This is a genomic window from Moritella sp. 36, assembly GCF_018219415.1.
Taxonomy (GTDB): domain Bacteria; phylum Pseudomonadota; class Gammaproteobacteria; order Enterobacterales; family Moritellaceae; genus Moritella.
On sequence record NZ_CP056120.1, the window covers coordinates 2,552,106 to 2,568,636 of the forward strand.

General features: G+C 38.1%; 20 protein-coding genes. 3 read left to right on the plus strand and 17 right to left on the minus strand.

All coding sequences use genetic code 11. The annotated features are described in order from the left end of the window. Positions 1–40: 40 nt before the first annotated feature. A complete protein-coding gene (gene fabA, locus HWV03_RS11430; RefSeq protein WP_211675836.1) occupies positions 41–559 on the plus strand; it encodes a bifunctional 3-hydroxydecanoyl-ACP dehydratase/trans-2-decenoyl-ACP isomerase in 519 nt (172 codons plus the stop codon). An 828-nt stretch (positions 560–1,387) separates the two neighbouring features. Next, entirely contained in the window at positions 1,388–1,921 is a 534-nt protein-coding gene (lepB, locus tag HWV03_RS11435) for a signal peptidase I (RefSeq protein ID WP_211676024.1), read from the plus strand. Positions 1,922–2,337: 416 nt separating this feature from the next. Here lepB and HWV03_RS11440 read toward each other — a convergent pair whose 3' ends face one another. The 10 genes from HWV03_RS11440 to HWV03_RS11485 form a co-directional block, all read right to left on the minus strand. Beyond that, positions 2,338–3,873, minus strand: a complete 1,536-nt coding sequence (locus HWV03_RS11440) for an Ig-like domain-containing protein (RefSeq protein WP_211676025.1) — start codon at positions 3,871–3,873, stop codon at positions 2,338–2,340. A gap of 267 nt (positions 3,874–4,140) precedes the next feature. Continuing rightward, positions 4,141–4,890 (minus strand): hypothetical protein, encoded by a 750-nt coding sequence (locus tag HWV03_RS11445; RefSeq protein ID WP_211676026.1) that lies wholly within the window; start codon positions 4,888–4,890, stop codon positions 4,141–4,143. 292 nt (positions 4,891–5,182) lie between these two features. Continuing rightward, on the minus strand, positions 5,183–5,524 hold the full coding sequence (locus HWV03_RS11450) for an AAA family ATPase (protein WP_211676027.1): 342 nt from the start codon (positions 5,522–5,524) through the stop codon (positions 5,183–5,185). A gap of 92 nt (positions 5,525–5,616) precedes the next feature. Continuing rightward, a complete protein-coding gene (locus HWV03_RS11455; protein WP_211676028.1) occupies positions 5,617–6,120 on the minus strand; it encodes a GNAT family N-acetyltransferase in 504 nt (167 codons plus the stop codon). A gap of 126 nt (positions 6,121–6,246) precedes the next feature. Then, entirely contained in the window at positions 6,247–8,013 is a 1,767-nt protein-coding gene (locus HWV03_RS11460; protein ID WP_211676029.1) for a protein adenylyltransferase SelO, read from the minus strand. A 59-nt stretch (positions 8,014–8,072) separates the two neighbouring features. After that, complete coding sequence (locus tag HWV03_RS11465; protein ID WP_211676030.1) at positions 8,073–8,900, minus strand: NAD-dependent epimerase/dehydratase family protein; 828 nt, start codon at positions 8,898–8,900, stop codon at positions 8,073–8,075. 481 nt (positions 8,901–9,381) lie between these two features. Then, a complete protein-coding gene (locus HWV03_RS11470; protein ID WP_211676031.1) occupies positions 9,382–9,732 on the minus strand; it encodes a cupin domain-containing protein in 351 nt (116 codons plus the stop codon). 48 nt (positions 9,733–9,780) lie between these two features. Further along, a complete protein-coding gene (locus HWV03_RS11475; protein ID WP_211676032.1) occupies positions 9,781–10,356 on the minus strand; it encodes a YdeI/OmpD-associated family protein in 576 nt (191 codons plus the stop codon). A gap of 191 nt (positions 10,357–10,547) precedes the next feature. Further along, a complete protein-coding gene (locus HWV03_RS11480) occupies positions 10,548–10,937 on the minus strand; it encodes an HIT family protein (protein ID WP_211676033.1) in 390 nt (129 codons plus the stop codon). A gap of 125 nt (positions 10,938–11,062) precedes the next feature. Further along, positions 11,063–11,371 carry a hypothetical protein gene (locus tag HWV03_RS11485; protein WP_211671577.1) on the minus strand — a complete coding sequence of 103 codons (309 nt, stop codon included), beginning with the start codon at positions 11,369–11,371 and terminating at the stop codon, positions 11,063–11,065. A 131-nt stretch (positions 11,372–11,502) separates the two neighbouring features. Between HWV03_RS11485 and HWV03_RS22780 the strand changes: the two genes are divergently transcribed. Then, positions 11,503–11,670 carry a hypothetical protein gene (locus HWV03_RS22780; protein ID WP_446724904.1) on the plus strand — a complete coding sequence of 56 codons (168 nt, stop codon included), beginning with the start codon at positions 11,503–11,505 and terminating at the stop codon, positions 11,668–11,670. Here HWV03_RS22780 and HWV03_RS11495 read toward each other — a convergent pair. From HWV03_RS11495 to HWV03_RS22785, 7 genes are all read right to left on the minus strand, one after another. Continuing rightward, entirely contained in the window at positions 11,667–11,996 is a 330-nt protein-coding gene (locus HWV03_RS11495; RefSeq protein WP_211676034.1) for a low molecular weight protein tyrosine phosphatase family protein, read from the minus strand. The two genes, HWV03_RS22780 and HWV03_RS11495, sit on opposite strands and share 4 nt — an antisense overlap. 158 nt (positions 11,997–12,154) lie before the next feature. Further along, positions 12,155–12,496 (minus strand): hypothetical protein, encoded by a 342-nt coding sequence (locus HWV03_RS11500; RefSeq protein ID WP_211676035.1) that lies wholly within the window; start codon positions 12,494–12,496, stop codon positions 12,155–12,157. 93 nt (positions 12,497–12,589) lie between these two features. Then, positions 12,590–13,066, minus strand: a complete 477-nt coding sequence (locus HWV03_RS11505; RefSeq protein WP_211676036.1) for a GNAT family N-acetyltransferase — start codon at positions 13,064–13,066, stop codon at positions 12,590–12,592. A 24-nt stretch (positions 13,067–13,090) separates the two neighbouring features. Then, a complete protein-coding gene (locus HWV03_RS11510) occupies positions 13,091–13,618 on the minus strand; it encodes a GNAT family N-acetyltransferase (RefSeq protein ID WP_211676037.1) in 528 nt (175 codons plus the stop codon). 22 nt (positions 13,619–13,640) lie between these two features. Beyond that, positions 13,641–14,126, minus strand: coding sequence for a GNAT family N-acetyltransferase (locus HWV03_RS11515; RefSeq protein WP_211676038.1), 486 nt, complete (start codon positions 14,124–14,126; stop codon positions 13,641–13,643). A gap of 101 nt (positions 14,127–14,227) precedes the next feature. After that, the gene (locus tag HWV03_RS11520) at positions 14,228–14,629 is read right to left on the minus strand and encodes a putative signal transducing protein (protein WP_211676039.1); all 402 of its coding nucleotides are present in this window, start codon (positions 14,627–14,629) and stop codon (positions 14,228–14,230) included. 527 nt (positions 14,630–15,156) lie between these two features. Beyond that, positions 15,157–16,446: a methyl-accepting chemotaxis protein gene (locus HWV03_RS22785; RefSeq protein WP_211676040.1), complete on the minus strand. Its 1,290-nt coding sequence runs from the start codon at positions 16,444–16,446 to the stop codon at positions 15,157–15,159. Positions 16,447–16,531: the final 85 nt, after the last annotated feature.

Consider the following 16,531-nt stretch of genomic DNA (forward strand, 5'->3'; position numbering starts at 1 on the left):
TATTATTATGATAAATGAATTAGAGGTTCAAGTGGTACCTATGTCAGCAACAGAGCGTAACAGCTTCGATAAAGAAGATTTAGTTAAATGTGGTAACGGTGAGTTATTTGATTCTGAGATTCGTCTTCCAAAAGACAATATGCTAATGATGGATCGCATTCTAAACATTGATAGTACAAGCGGTGAATTCGGTAAAGGCGAAATCATTGCAGAACTCGATATTACTCCTGATTTATGGTTTTTCGACTGTCACTTCGACAGTGATCCTGTTATGCCAGGCTGCTTAGGCCTAGATGCAATGTGGCAATTAGTTGGCTTCTTCCTAGGTTGGAATGGCGCTAAAGGTAAAGGACGTGCACTGGGTGTAGGTGAAGTTAAATTCACAGGTCAAGTATTACCAACAAATAAAAAAGTGACTTATAAAATTGTCATGAAGCGTGTTGTACTTCGTCGTTTGGTAATGGGTATTGCTGACGCTGAAATGCTTGTAGATGGTAAAGTAATTTATACTGCAAAAGATCTTAAAGTAGGCTTGTTCCAAGATACAAGCGTATTTTAACTTGTTGAAAAACATGTAATTAAAGGCCTCCCTATGGAGGCTTTTATTTACCTATAAGAATCTGAAATGTAACAATTTAAATTTAATAACGTCCATATACTGACCACACGGTCACCAATTAATAAAAACCTTATAACCAAAAGCTATCGCTATACATATAAACCCCCACTTAACTGAATAACCACCTAATTTACTTACAATTTCTTACAAAACCACGCTTGATAATAACTGTCATTTTCATTAATGTTAGCGCTAGCATTAATCCTGATGTGTTTAGATATATTCTACAGGAAAGTAATCATGAAGTGCTGTAAAGACTCAACAATGAGAAAAGTGAATCGAAACTGGTTTGAAAAATTATTTTATGGCAGTATTTATAAGTGTAATCACTGTGGAAAAAAGATTAAACTTAAAGCAGGCCATTATAAAAACAAATCATAGGCTATGGACGTTACGTAGCTTTTTTTAATTCGATAGAGTTAACCCATATACAGGGTTAACTCCTTAACTGGCCTTCTTTTCGCATTTTTTGACTCTTTATTGCACTCTTCCAAATGTTGCCAAATATTACCAAAACTGTTTATTCTTTTTTAGTAACCCACCCAATACGCGTTTAAACATATTCGCACCTTTTATTGAATTATATCTATATATACAAAGTGTTGTTTAATTATATTCCTATCCAACAACAGATTTAGTTACTTCAGTTTGATTGTTGAAGTTATCTGTTCAAGAGAAATGTTACATAGTTGACAATCACTTACATCAAAATATTTATAGATAATATATATTACGAAAAATAAATCTGTAATTCAAAGAAACTATATTATGAAAAAAAAAGTAATAAGCTTTATTGTGGGGATTTTATTTGCCACGTTTATATATACTTATATTCGTTATGAATATTACGAAATACCTTCGTCATCAATGCTACCGACTATTCAAGTAGGTGATATTATTGGTGCTGATAAGTTTAGAGAACCACAACGATTCGATATTGTGTCTGTGCTATTTAAGTCGAAAGATAATGCGTTCATAGCACGGTTAATAGGCTTACCAGGCGACTACATAACTTACATTGATAACAATCTATGTATTAATTCAAAGTGCTTAGAGAAGAATTCTCTTTATAGCACTAATGATAACACTATCTTTTCGGAAGGTAAGCAGACTGGCTATAACATTCAACTTCTCAATCAAAAGATAGTACCTCTCGATATTCGAAATGATAGTTGGGAATGGCATTTGAAAAATGATGAGTACATCGTTTTAGGTGACAATCGAGATGTTGCTAACGATAGCCGTTATTTAGGTATCATTAATAAAGATGATATTATCAGCGTTATAGACTTGGAAATGTAAGTTAACGCCAAACTAAAAAGTCCTTCCTATTTATCCTATCAGAGTAATTAAAAAACGTCTTGGGTATAAAGGTTGGACTGATGATTAAGTTAATAGCTCCCTTTCAATATTTTCCCACATAAACGCATAACTTTACTACACTTCATACACATAGATGCAATTCAACAATACTTTGTACACGTAACTACAAATCAACAACGCTTTGTATGCATGGATACAATTCAACAAAGGTGCGAATATGTTTAAACATTTATGGGTTGATTTACTTAAAAAGAATAAACAGTTTTGGCAACATTTGGAAGAGTGCGATAAAGAGTCAAAAAAAATGCGTAGACAAGACAGGTCAAAATAACCATCGCTATTACCAATTCAGAAAAGAATGGCTAATAGCAATGGCTTAACTTATCTGAGACTAGTTAATTTCTGGGCAATACCACAGTAACTGTCATTGGATTAATACTGACTATATCCCCCGCTTTTGCTGTGACCGTTGTTGTTCCAAAATTAGTAGAACTAGGCCAGAGATAACCGCCATGCATATCCACTATCTCTGGGTTTTCAGAAACCCACTCGACTCTATCTGAAATATCAATCTTAGTACCATTACTTTTTATTCCTATCGCGGTTGGTTGTATGTATGGAGTGTTGTCAAAAAATAACATGGCTTCATTAGGTGTGATCTCTATACCCGAAAATTCTTGTTCTCTTTCTTCCACTTCGATTCTTACTGTTGGAGTGCTTAAACCACCGAATGTTGCGAGAAGATTCGTAGTAGAGCCTGCTTTAACTCCTATTAATTCAAAATAGTCATCTACTGGCTGTCTTGTATAGGCGGCATCAGGATTATCTACATAAAGTGAAGAAGAAAAAGACACAGGCCTAGTAGTTCCATCATCATATGTCGCACGGACCCTCAATAGTGTCTCGTCCCCAGCAGTTATAGACATAGATGTCACTTCTTTACCACCAGAAGTAATCTCTAATTTTTCTAGACCAGCATTAGTCACGGTTAAGATTCGTGTATCTTTGATCTGATCACGTGTTACATTAATAAAAGTTTTACCTGCAGTTTTCCCAGTTAAAAGAAAATAACGACCCCAGTTATAGCTTCCGGCTATAGCTTGATCATCGATGCTCCATGCGAGCTTTTTATTAGATAAAATAAGACTAGTACCATCTTGAAATGTACCAACTGCAGCTAATATGGCTGTGTTTCCTACCGCTACGGAAATATCATGGTTTGATGAACCCAGTTGCTCAATTCTAATATTCGTCAATTCAGTACCAGTGATGTCAACAGAAACAAATGAGCTAATTTCCTCAAACTTAGCACGCATAGTTGTGTGACCAACCTCTTCTCCACTTGCTACTAAATAACTACTATAAAGATTCTTATCAAAATTAATAACATTCGGGCTGTCAGATTTCCACGTGACATATGGAGTAAGATCAAGATTACTGCCATCATCATATTTTCCGATAGCATGTAATAAAACTTCATATGTTTTAGGTATATTAAGGAAAACGATGTTAGCATCGGCATCTACAGATGCTTGCTTTATTTCTAATTGCACTAATTTAGCATCAGTAACTTTTAGAGCTACTTCAGAACTTACTGTTCGATTCATTGTTGCCGAGATAACAGCGTCACCAGAAGTGATCCCCTTTACCGATACGATATTATAAAGAAGCTTATCTACCTTAATAATATCCTTCCCATCGTCATTAACATTCCATTCTACAGATTGAGTAATATCTGCTGTTGTACCATCACTATAATACCCTGTCGCCTTTAATGGTAGAGAAGCTCCCTTAGGAATAGTTATAGCAGGAGGTGTGATTTTTATGTCTTCTAACACTGGATCATTTTTACTATTCCCATGATCACTTCCACATCCTCCTAATAAGAGTGATACAAAAACACATAAAATTAAACTAAGTTTTTTATACATATACGACCTTTTCTAAATATAGATTCAACCAATAAGTGTGATTAGCTTTTATAATTGATCCTGTGAGACTTAGTAAAGTATATAGGACATAGGAATGGCTTAGTAATAACATGAGGACTAAAAATATCAACTTAAGGACAAATTGGAATCGCTTTTATTTCAAAATATCAGACTGCAATACTCTGGGTTTTAATAAAGGTTTTTTAACGAGCTCAGTAACGAAAAACACCTCCACATGGGAGGCGTTATTATATCAAAATCCTAGTGCTAAGGTTCCCAACTAAGGGTCTTATCGCTATTCAAGGCTGCTTTTTTGTTAGTATTTAGGGTAACTGAACGAGTATTAGGATCAAACTCGACAGAGGTTTTAGGAAAAGAAAAGCTTGAATCATTTATTTTTAAATCAAAATCATTCACATATGGTCGTTTTCGATAAGTAAGTTCCATCGCTGAGCTTCCATTACCACATCTTAAACTTTCGTGACCACCCGTAAGCATCAGTAGACATGTCATTTCATTATCAAACGAAACAAAACCACCTAAACCATAGTAACGATCACCAAGCTGATTAGATTGATCTTCAAAAATATCCTTAGAGGCTAAATTTGTTGGGCTATTTTTTTTCATTACAATATGGACGGAAGTATTATTTATAACGTAACTTCTGAATAAAGCATCTTGGCTATCGTTAGTTTTTCCTGCCATATAGTTTCTTAGGTTATCTATACTTGGATCTTCTGGAAGATTAAGATCGGAAAAGATATTGTTTATAACCTGATCATAAAAAGCTGATACTAACCTGGCTGTGTTTTCAACCTTCTCCGTGTCGACATTACCTCCATCATTTAAATTTAGAATATCAAGGTTAATGGCATGTTCTGGCTTATATGGTTTCTGTGGCTCAGCGGGTGTAACTGTAGTCGTAGAACCACCACCACTGCCACCACAACCTGTCAAAGCCATAGCTATCAAACCTAAAGCAAGATTATTTTTGAACTGTTTGGTCTTGATTTTCATTTTACCTATTCCTATATTAAAATTTATTAGCTTGAACTTGGGGCGAAACTGAACTAAAACTAGCTTTCGACCAAGAACATTCTATAGCAGGTGCTCGCTTTAAAAATTTAGTCCATATTCTGTGATCTCGATGATTTTAGTAATGTATCAGCAGCAGGATCTTAAACAACAGCTTTCAATACTAACGAGATGGATAGGTATCATATCTTCTAAGTTAAGAAATACAGGCAAAAAAATGTAAGCATTTGTAATACTTTGTGGGCACGCATGTTCACCGAAACGCTTCCAACCTTTAACCATCTTTGAGATACAAAAGTTCGTGGTCACATCCCAATTCATTACAAAGTGACGAGAACCACAGCCTCTGCTTCACCGTGTTTGCAGGAAAATCCATGACAACATTTACCCCAACTTTCAAAAGGCTTTGAAAATGATTTTTGATAAACGGTTTGATTAAGTTAGCGTACTTGATGTAGTCATCAAACGACAGAATTTGATTCGGAAAGTGAGCTGCCAACCATTCACCTTCCGATATTAAAACAGCATCGTTTTCGATAGCCACGACCTTGGATTTCGTTGCCTTACCCGCTCCCACCTTGCCACAGAAGAAGAACAGCTTTCCTTGATTTTTCATCCTTTCTCCTTTTACGCATTACGCCTCGCTAAGCTGCCTCCAACATATGTCTACACTTGCAAAGCAAAAGTGCCATGTGTTGGAGCAACTTGTTAGGTTCCTAGTAATTTGGACATGTAAAACTCGTCGACATACTGGCCATCGATTTTCATCGCGCGTCGCTTGACACCCTCAACCTCAAAACCACGAGATAAATAGAGATTATACGCGGGCTCATTGTGACACATAACTGTAAGCTCTAGTCTCGTAAAGTCATGATCTGAAGCCCAGCATTCGAGATGCTCTAATAATTGCTTCCCATAGCCATTTCCAGAGGCACTCTGCTTGATACCTATAACACAATACATTGAGTGCTTATTTCGATTTGCAGTATTGCCGATACCAACAATGAAACCATTAATGCCCGAGGAGTTCGCTAATACAAACATAGACTGCGACTGACTTTCCCTAAATGATTCAATAATCTTAGTTTGTTGCTCTATCGTAGTAGTCCTTTCTCCATACTCAAGCAACATAAATTGTGTTTCACTATCCAGATACAGCATCAGTTCTAACATAGATTGAGCATCACTCACTTTAACTTCTCGAATATCCACTTGAATCTCCTTTTCTCATAAGCACCAACGTCAAGCTAAACGGCGCAGTTTAGCCATCTTTTATCAATAAAAACCTAGCCTTCACTATTAAGTTGTTTCTGGCGCTACTTTTTTAAGTCCAAAAAATCACGACGAACAACTAAGATGTGACAATCCACCCACCTCAAAGAACTCAGGCGGTTTCAACCTATAGTATTTGTCCTCCACGTCCTTCGACTGCTCTGCATATGGCTGTGTCATCACGTCCTGAAGCTCTCGGATTAGAGCGTAATCTCCCGTCATTGCTTGCTGATAAGCAGGCATAACAAACCACTCTCGCAAAATGTATTTTGGATTGACGAGCTTCATCTGCCTAGAGATTTCCTCACTGGTTCGGGGCGATGTAGCATTAGCATCACAGGCGCTGTTGAGGAGGATTTTCCATTTTTCGAGCCACTCATCCCAGCGCTTGTCCATCTCTTTGGACTCTGTATCATGCGGCGAATTATTGTAGAAGCTTTTCTTGAGTGGGCCAATGTCGTCGGGTATCGACGACAGCTCGCGGAAGAAGATAGTGTAATCGACAGGAGTTTGCATCATGAGCGTTTCTAGCTCGCTAAACAGTACGTTGCAAAGAACCTTGTGAGAAGCTGTGTTCAAAGTGCTAAGACCCAGCTTCGAAGCCCACATCGTTTCCATTTGCGTGTGCATGACTTTCGAAAATCCACTTTGAATCTCGTCGAGCTCGAGCAAATAGTCCTGATGCGACGCCAGCAACGGCCGTAACGCCGAACAAAACATGTCGAAGTTTCTTTGCGCTGCGTTTGGTTGGTTCATGAACGCAAAGTGACCACCACCACCCGTCCAAGGCTGATAGTACGTGTTAAACACATCGCAAAAGCCGAAGGGACCATAATCAAGTGTAAAGCCACCGACTGCGCAGTTATCGCTGTTGAAGTTACCCTGACAGAAGCCGACGCGGATCCAATTCGCCACCAGCAACGTGAGGCGGCTACGAAACTCACGCGCCAGCAACACCACTTTTTCTGAGGTGGTGAGTTGCCTATCGACAACGTCAGCGTACTCACGATCAATCAAGTGCAGCACTATCTTCTCGAGTTCCACCATCGCGTTCAGGTGTTCGTTTTGACGAGTACGGCGAGCGAAAAGTTCGAGTTGGCCTACACGGATGAACGACGGTGCGACACGTGTCGAGATAGCGACGGCTTCAGATATAAGCATGTCGGGATTTTCCGATCGCGTGCCCTGCGAGTACCACGGTCGCTTTACCTTCTCCGTTTTTGAAACGTACAAACTCAAAGACCGTGATGTGGGTACGCTCAGTGCGTGCATGTGTTCCTGAGCCAAGAACTCACGGATACTAGACCGCAAGACAGCGCGACCGTCCGCGCCGCGGCAATATGGCGTGCGGCCGCCACCTTTCAGCTGCATTTCCCAGCGTCGACCGTTGATGACGGCCTCAAGCACAGAAATTGCACGACCGTCTCCATATCCGTTGCCGGTTTGGAACGGGCATTGCTGGATGTATTCAGTGCCGTAAATGGAAAGTGCGTACCCACTCGCCCAACCTACCTTGCGCATCGGCTCTGGAACCTGAGAAATGTCCCCGGAGAACATGCGAACGAAGTCGGAGGACTCTGCCATACTGTCGGCGAAGCCAAGCTCGGAAAAAAAGGTTTTGCTGTGCGCAACATACTCTGGGTCTTTGATTGGCGTAGGGTTGACGGGGACATAATGACCCGTGAATACTTGTCGCGGCGCATGGTCGGCTCCGTTTTCTGTCGCATCAGGATCACTGTTGAGCGTGTCCATGAGGGAATAATTAGCCAACTTCGCAAGATCGCTAAGCGTTGATATAGTCGAGGACGTTTTCTGAGGGAGTCGATTTGTCATAATGGTTTATACCAAGCTCATAAAGATAAATTTTAATACTTTGTATCTTACCCCGTTATTTATGTGTATTGCTCGAAGTACTCGTTAATTGTGTATTTTTCTGCGAAATATGGACTAATTGGTAAATTAAGATTAAGTTTTTCAATATCTATAGCGCCAAAGCCATTATGTATTTCAAACTCGTCCCAACTGATTTTGCAAACACGTTCAATAATTGAATTCTTATAAAGTAGATCTGCAAACGCCTCGGGTGTATAGCCTTTTCTTTCTGCAATGATGTGTTGGCGTGGATGAATATTATTTTGGGACACTAATGTATAATAAAAATCTGCCACATCGAATACATGAACATACTGATTATAACCGGTACTAGGAATTGCCACTGTAACAGTTGAATTTTTCCAACCTTCAATAATACGGCGCATTTGGCACGACTTACCACCATAAATAATGCTCGGGCAATAAACAACATTCCAATTTAAAGATAAAGAATCATGTATGGTTTGTTCGTCATCTTTGACCATCTCGAAAGGACGTAAGGTGAAATCATTTAGCTCTTTTTCATTTGCATTACCAAATAGCCAAACACCTGACGTATGTATTTTTTTTGCAGTTTCTGACGCAAAAAGATTTAAATTTGAAAGTAAATCTCTCTCAATCCGGCTAATCTCTTCAGGCGTGTATCTTTTCCAATGTGCACGGGCGCAATTAATGACCACATCAAAGCTCCCGTGCATTTCAGTATTTTTACTTGAAATATTTCTATTGTCACATTTATCGCTAGTACCATTTCGGCTATAGACATAAACATCAACACCTTTAGCTTTGAATAGATCACTTACATGACTTCCAACATATCCATTTGAACCTGCAATGAGTAATTTCATACTACCTCGGGAATTAGATCTACACATAAAATTTGTATAACAGGACTCTCGACTTTCCAAATCTATTCAGCCTAGTCAGTAACGACTAATCAAATGAAAAATAAGATAAAATACCAATGTGATATTAAAGCAGATTCTTAGAAAGTGTGAAGTCCTGTTATTTATTTCATAAGTCATATTAATGATTAACAAGACTTCATATACAACTGATTCTATTGGATTTTTAATTTATAGAAAAGGAAAAAAGACTTTTATCTGACAAACTGAGACTCAGCTTAGAAATAAACAAATAATACGATATAAAACCATAACTTATCATTGCGAACGGCGGAACTTTTGCGGCATTAGGATGGGTAGTGTTGGGTACAGGTCTAACACCGTTTCACTGTGCAGAAACGGTCAACCCAGCCGCTTTCAAATCGTGTTGATACGATTGTTATGGTAATTGTCTTACACGCAGTTTAAGTAAGCAAAATAGCCATTACTTTAAACTTGCTTGAATAATGAGTAATTCAATATCTTCAACTGAATCATTTAATAAACCATGAGTACCAAAGCGTTTATTCACAATCATATCGCCAGCAACCACTCGTTTGCTTTCCCCCTCAATAATCATTGAGCCTTCACCTTTGAGGATGATATACATTTCTTCATCGTCTCCGTGAGAATGCTCTCCCATTGAACTACCTGGCGGCATAATGACACGAATAGCAAAATCCCAAGCACCATCAAAGTCTTTACGTCTAAATACACGGTAAATATCAATAGAGCCAACACCATCATGGCTGTTGTGATCAACTTCTTTATCACAGTTGTAGAAATTACGAATCATTACTGTCCCTTTCTATTTTCCCCAATTAATAACATTTGTTTTAAAGACTTAAGTCGGCTTTTCTTCGTTAACAAGCATATCAATGAATTTTTCAAATCTCCTTAGTCTGGTTTCGGGTTTCTTCGCACTTGTCAATCCATACGCAATGACAAAATGACTCGATTTATTAAGTGTTTGAAAAAATTGTTTAGCCTTCGGCTTACTCTCTAATGCTGCTAGGAAATCCATCGGCACTTTCATTTCACTTGTCACATAGGCGTTCTCCCACCGGCCGTCTGCTTTAGCAGCACGAACAAGCACGAGTCCTGGCTCCGTCATCCGGCCTTCGCTTATCAAACGCTCCACATGCTCTCTATTCCTTTTTGACCAGTTGCTTCGCGCTTTCCTAGGAGTAATTCGCTGGAGATAGGCTTGGTCATCAATTGACTTCTTAATACCGTCAATCCAACCCCAGCACAAAACCTCAATAACGACATCGTTCCAAGTCACGCTCGGAATCCCAGTCTTTATCTTGAATATCTTCACCCACAGTTCACTTTCGATGACATGATTCACCTTAAGCCACTGGGCAAGATCTTTCGGCGATGCAAAGGCCATTATTTTCGCTGGATTGGGTTCAGGCATAAAACTAGCTCCTCTTCAGCACAAGCCTCAATAATAGGTGAATGGCTCGATACTTAGTGCTATTGCCATAAACACCGCTCTAATAAGTTAATAAGTTAATAAGTTAATAAGTTAATAAGTTAACTATATGCTGGTGGACGATTTGCACAGCAATGGCAGACAGCCTTGGTGACTCTTAATTCAGAGGCTTGTTATAAGCCTTCTAACGACTTGCGTAAGTCATTTATGTTTTGAATTCCCAAATTACTGCTTTGCCAACCAAACTTATCACCCTCGAAACGTGGGAACACATGAAGATGATAATGCCCTAAATCATTAAACTTACCATTATTTTGAATAAAGCTGATGCCGTCAGGGTTAAACTTAGAATCCAACCTACGGTATAAATCTCTAGCCACTTCATTTATCTCTTTGAATACTAACTCTGGAACATCAATGAAATTTTCATAGGGAAACGTTGGGGCTATAAGTAAATGCCCAAAGTTAATAGGATCATAGTCCGCAAAAGCAATAACGTTAGCTGACTCAAAAATGATAACAGCGTCTATTTCACGACTAACTATTTGTTCAACTATCGTCATATTTTCCTTATACTTTCGATTTGGCTTAAAACGCCCAAATAATGGGCCAAAAATTGTTGGCTAAATATTGAAGAACGAAAACAGTCACTGTTTTTTGTCCTTATTAATTAGCTTATTATAAGTCACTACACATCATAGTAACCTACAGTTAATGTGCTAGCGTTTTCCATTCCTATACCAACACTAGTAACACGACCACTCTTACTCCAAGTTACATTATAGCTACTACCATTATTGATAATCTCTAAATCTAGCTCAGCCAGAAAAATGCTATTTTCATCAAAATACTTGATTTGGTAGTTGCCCTCGAATTCAGAATTTGCATTCCCAGTAGCTAAACCTGTGCCTCTTCCATAATCATCGTGCACCCAAACTGCTTTTAGCTCGCCAGTGACATCACCTTTTGAATATTGAACATGACCTATATTTGACAATTTAATCACCAATCCTGAGTTGACTTATAGACATAATGACTCCCACAAGGTGCTAGCCTCCAACTTCGTGGGTTAGTTTTAAAAACCAGAGCCATAATATATTTGTCAAAAATATAAAACTGGAGACTAGCATGAGTAAACATAACATAGTTTTTATTGGCATGGACACGCACAAATCATTTATTGAGGTCGTTTATATCGAAGATGTGCGTGGCGTCAAACCAATTCATCTGGGTAAGAATCCATTAACTAAACAATCAGTTACAAACGGCGTTAGGATGGTAGCTAATCAAAGTTAGCTGATACTTAAGTAACTACCCACTGCTTGTTGCATAATTTCTACCAACTCACTATCCATATATTGATAATCATCAGGAATATCTAATACTTGAATATCTTTATAATTAAGCAACCTCGTAAATTCTGCTTTAAGCCTGTTTTTATGTTTTTCTTCCATCACCAAAATCACGTCTGCCCATTGAATATCTTTGGCGTTTACTGTTCTTTTAGCTTTAGGGCTCGTACCTGCGGATCTAACACTTAGTTCGGAGTGATTTTTCCAAACTTGTTCTCCAGTAGGACTACGCCATTGGTTACGACTACATATAAATAGGATGTTTTTCACTTTATAATCCTCAATTGGCATTTCATCATCGAACTGTTGTCTCAACGTTTATGGTGAAAGCTAACTAGATCATTGATAAATAACAGGCCTGTTATTTATCTCAATTCTTACTCAACACTCGAATAAGATGTCGGCTGCGCGGCACCTATTCTTATATGTTATGTGATACCGACAGTTTGCAGCGGAACCCAACCTTCCTCACCACGAGTATTTACCACAAGAAACCATTCATTTAATTCAGATAGAACCTCTAACGATTCATTAATTTCTGTATCAAGTTCAAATGCATTATAATTACACTTGGCTATTCCTTTGGCTTTACATTGATTCATTTCAATATAATCAACCGGTGCCCAACCTTCATTTCCATCACTAGTGATAGTTCTAATCCAGCCGATAAATTCAGTATCAAAATGACCAAGAATTAGAGGTTCACCATCGATAAAAGAAATGGGATTTGGGTAATCTGATTTATGAGCTTCCTTAACTATAACTTTCATAGTATTTCCTTATATCTTCTATTCGCATAACGCCGCATTAAACGGATTGAAATTGTGGGTAAAACGCAGATAAAACCTAAACCGAACAAACTGTTAGCAGTCCCACTTTAAATTTAGAGAGTAAGCTCGCTCAGCTCCACTATCGGGATGCGGATCTTCAGTCTTTTTCCAGCCCATTGCTTTATACAAACTTGTAGCGGCTTCCATTTTATCCCATGTTTCTAAGTAGATGGCATCTTGCCCAGATAACTTGGCACGTTGAATAGCAGCACTCAATAATTTTTTGCCTACGCCTTTACCTTGCTGATTATCTGAAATATAAAACCCAACAAGTTTTGCTACATTTTCTTTATGTACTTTCAGTATAATTGAACCAATAACAACATTATCCAAGCAAGCCACAAGCTGTGCGATTGAACCTTCATAATTTTTGCCAAACTGTCCAAGCTCATAATCAAGAACTGCAAAGTCAGGTTCAAGCCCGTAGCTCTTCATGATAGGAGATGCAATAGCCTGAATTGCTTTTGCATCAGTTAATGTTCCGTCTCTAACGATGATATTATCACGCATAATGAACTCGCTTATAACGCCGCGTTAAGTATGTTTAGCGTAGATTAACGTACTATCTAACTCACCAGACGGCAGACGCCTAGCGTTGTTTAATTGGGCTTCCAATTGATACCCACAGCGCTTCGCAACCAACTGACTCTTAGTATTTGAGCCCGCCATTTTAATTTCTACTCGCTTAGCTTCCTTTTCAAGAAAAGCGTACCTTTCCACTAGTTTAACGGCTTCACTAACGTAACCAGTGCCCGTTTTGGAGGTTTGTAGCCAATAACCTATTTCAAAGAAAGGAACAGATCCATCTCGAACAATAAATCCGACTGCGCCAATAAATGAGTCAGTTTCTTTCTCTATGATGTTGAACCAAAACTCACCAATAAACGCCTCGTAGTTTCTTATTGCCTCTTGGGTGTTTTTGACGACATCATCTTTCGTGAGAGATTCTGTAACCCAAGGCAAAAATTGATAAAACTCGGCTCTACTATCCTCAATTACTTCATACATTGGTTCGGAAAATTCCAACGATGGTGGAGCTAACTTAAGTCTTTCACTTTCCATATGAACTCCCAGTTTGTTGTGCTCAAAAATATGATAGAACATGATTTTCGTGAAGCTCACCATCAATATCAAAGTTTAGCTCACCAATAGTTGTAAAATCCAAATGACGATAAAAACGAAGGGCACTTTCATTTTTTACCCATGTTGATAACCAAAATGGATACCCATGTTGAACTTTGATTTTATCAAGCAATTTTCGACCAATGCCTTGCCCATGAAAATGTTCAGACACATATAGTGTTTTCACTTCATATCCATTCATGGCGCAACCAAAGGTCGAGGCTAAATCGACAACAATAAAACCAACAAGGTGTTCATCTTTGGTGTAAACCCAAATGTTACACGTTGAATCATCCAACATATTATTAAAATATTGCTCTGTAAACGTAGACAATGCATAGTGGGAAAGCTTTGTTCTGATACCTTGCGTTGCATAAGTGTGTAACCAAACCTGCAGCGATAAAACAGCCAAATTGATACAGTCACTTTGTGTGGCTTTTCTTATCATGCGTAACCTCGCGCAGCATATAACACCGTTTTACCTTTATCGGCTATTAGCCAGTAAGTGCGTTTTTAAAGTCGGCATTAAGTCTGTGACTAAATGTCCTGTTATGTTTCTTTAAACCAACCACAATCCATGCATTTTTTACCATGTTTATAAAAAAACAAAGGGAACCCTAACAATATAAATAATAGGAATGCAGGCTTTTTACCTTTCGTGTAATTGACAATATTACCACTACTACATTGAGCACATTGTTCGGGCTTTTCTTTAAAAGCTAAATCGACATCCTCAGAAAAATTCATGTCTAATATGGCTTTTGCTTCAGTTTCAAATTCCTCAGGGACAAATAGCCTCACTCCTCCAATAGCATTGGAGTAAAGCCACTGCATATTAACTGTGTGTTCATCCGCAATATAAGCAGGAATCCCCTCACTTTCTAAGCTAGCTTTAGCTATATTTGCGTCCAAAGGAAATGAATATTTAGACACTACAACAAATTTACTCATACCCATCCTAGAAGCATAACAGTGTTTATACGGAGTTCCGTATAAACAACTAGATTACCGTTTCACTCACCTCGTGTAAACGGCGTCAATGTAAGACAGTGTAATTCATATATTTTAAGCTTTACCCATTGCCAACAGTAGTGATAATGATTATCATTGCCACAAAAGCTGTATTTAACGATATCTCCGCAGGAAATGAAAGAATGAAGTGCTGTAAAAAATCAATAATGGTAAAAGTGAATAGAAAATGGTTTGAAGAGCTAATTTATAGCAGTATCTATAAATGTAATAACTGTAACAAATCGATTAAGCTTAAAGCAAGTTAGTTGACAGCCCATATAAACTCATAATTCGCTGTTTCTTAAATTTGAATTATATTTTTAGGCGTTAATAGTATCCAATAAACAGCATATCTTTTCTTACTGAGTTATGCTTAATCCCTTCACTGCCCTGCTTTCTTCATTGCGGACCAACATTTTTCGCAGCTGAGACAACAGGACAGGACAGGTCACGCATAGTATCAATAATTAACGCTTATCTTTAAAGCTATTAACTGCTGTTGATACACTTTCAGCACCTTCATAAATTTCATTCATGATAGAAGATACTTCTGTTATTTTTAAATTAGTCTCATCTGCTACAGAGCCAATTTTAACCATAGAGTCTGTCACGTCATTAGTTAATATAAGATTTTTGCTTACAACTAAATTGATTTCTTCAGTTGATGCTGACGTGCGAGAAGCCAGTTGGCGGACCTCATCAGCAACAACAGCAAAACCACGCCCTTGCTCACCCGCTCTTGCCGCTTCAATCGCAGCATTAAGCGCAAGTAAATTCGTTTGTGCTGCAATCCCACTAATAGTTTTAACGATCTCAGAAACATCTTTAGACAAAACCCCTAGCTCTTCAACTTGTTGTATTGATAAGTTTATGCTTCCCAACATCTGATTAGAAAGATCGACGGAATCATTAAGTACCTTACTTCCTTCTAGCGCGACTTGAGATGTTTCGACTGCAGTACTGTATGCAATGTTTGCAGCATCTGATATTTCTAACTCTCTCTTAACGTCTGAAGTTATATCTGATGCAAGTTTGACGACTTTATATACCTTGCCATTCGTATCAAAAACAGGGCTATACGATGCTTGGATCCATACCTCTTTCCCATTCATATCTTTTCGTAAAAAGCGGCCAGAAAATGTATGGCCATTAGAAAGTTTCTCCCAAAATTCTGGCTGTTCTTGGTAAAAGCTATCGTAGCAAAACATGCGGTGATGCGAACCTTTTACCTGATCCAATGTGTATGAAAAAGTGTCTAAAAAAAGTGTATTTGCATCTATCACAGTTCCATTCGGTTCGAACTCAATAACTGCAAAACTACAATTAAGCGCTGTAATTAAATCCTTTTGAGTCTTTGCTTGGTTATATTGAATAGTGATATCACTGGCTATTTTCATTACACCATCCACGATACCTTCTTTAAGAATAGGAAAATAGGTAGCTTCAATAACAACTTCCTCTCCAGATTTTTTATAGCGTTTGAACGTTCCAGAGAGGGCTTTACCGGCAGAAAGGTCATTCCAAAAGTTGCTATATTCATGGCTGTGGGTAAATTCTTGACTACAAAAAATACGGTGATGCTCACCTTCAATTTCATGAAGACTATAGCCTAATGCTTTGAGGAAAAGTGGGCTAGCCGTTTTTATATTACCCTTCTTATCAAATTCAATCGCTGCTACTGAATTATTAATAGAGTCGACAATATTATCGTTATAAGTAGGCTGAAGTACTGCAGGTGGCTTTCTTTTAAAAAACATATTATCTCTCAAGTTATTATCTATATTAAATTATGACCAGTATATCGAATATAGGTTAAATTAAAATCGACGGCTTAAGCTCCCT

Coding starts and splice junctions, on each gene's coding strand:
- fabA (WP_211675836.1), top strand. CDS start 41: ATGTCAGCAACAGAGCGTAACAGCTTCGATAAAGAAGATTTAGTTAAA.
- lepB (WP_211676024.1), top strand. CDS start 1,388: ATGAAAAAAAAAGTAATAAGCTTTATTGTGGGGATTTTATTTGCCACG.
- HWV03_RS11440 (WP_211676025.1), bottom strand. CDS start 3,873: ATGTATAAAAAACTTAGTTTAATTTTATGTGTTTTTGTATCACTCTTA.
- HWV03_RS11445 (WP_211676026.1), bottom strand. CDS start 4,890: ATGAAAATCAAGACCAAACAGTTCAAAAATAATCTTGCTTTAGGTTTG.
- HWV03_RS11450 (WP_211676027.1), bottom strand. CDS start 5,524: ATGAAAAATCAAGGAAAGCTGTTCTTCTTCTGTGGCAAGGTGGGAGCG.
- HWV03_RS11460 (WP_211676029.1), bottom strand. CDS start 8,013: ATGACAAATCGACTCCCTCAGAAAACGTCCTCGACTATATCAACGCTT.
- HWV03_RS11465 (WP_211676030.1), bottom strand. CDS start 8,900: ATGAAATTACTCATTGCAGGTTCAAATGGATATGTTGGAAGTCATGTA.
- HWV03_RS11470 (WP_211676031.1), bottom strand. CDS start 9,732: ATGATTCGTAATTTCTACAACTGTGATAAAGAAGTTGATCACAACAGC.
- HWV03_RS11475 (WP_211676032.1), bottom strand. CDS start 10,356: ATGCCTGAACCCAATCCAGCGAAAATAATGGCCTTTGCATCGCCGAAA.
- HWV03_RS11480 (WP_211676033.1), bottom strand. CDS start 10,937: ATGACGATAGTTGAACAAATAGTTAGTCGTGAAATAGACGCTGTTATC.
- HWV03_RS22780 (WP_446724904.1), top strand. CDS start 11,503: ATGAGTAAACATAACATAGTTTTTATTGGCATGGACACGCACAAATCA.
- HWV03_RS11500 (WP_211676035.1), bottom strand. CDS start 12,496: ATGAAAGTTATAGTTAAGGAAGCTCATAAATCAGATTACCCAAATCCC.
- HWV03_RS11505 (WP_211676036.1), bottom strand. CDS start 13,066: ATGCGTGATAATATCATCGTTAGAGACGGAACATTAACTGATGCAAAA.
- HWV03_RS11510 (WP_211676037.1), bottom strand. CDS start 13,618: ATGGAAAGTGAAAGACTTAAGTTAGCTCCACCATCGTTGGAATTTTCC.
- HWV03_RS11515 (WP_211676038.1), bottom strand. CDS start 14,126: ATGATAAGAAAAGCCACACAAAGTGACTGTATCAATTTGGCTGTTTTA.
- HWV03_RS11520 (WP_211676039.1), bottom strand. CDS start 14,629: ATGAGTAAATTTGTTGTAGTGTCTAAATATTCATTTCCTTTGGACGCA.
- HWV03_RS22785 (WP_211676040.1), bottom strand. CDS start 16,446: ATGTTTTTTAAAAGAAAGCCACCTGCAGTACTTCAGCCTACTTATAAC.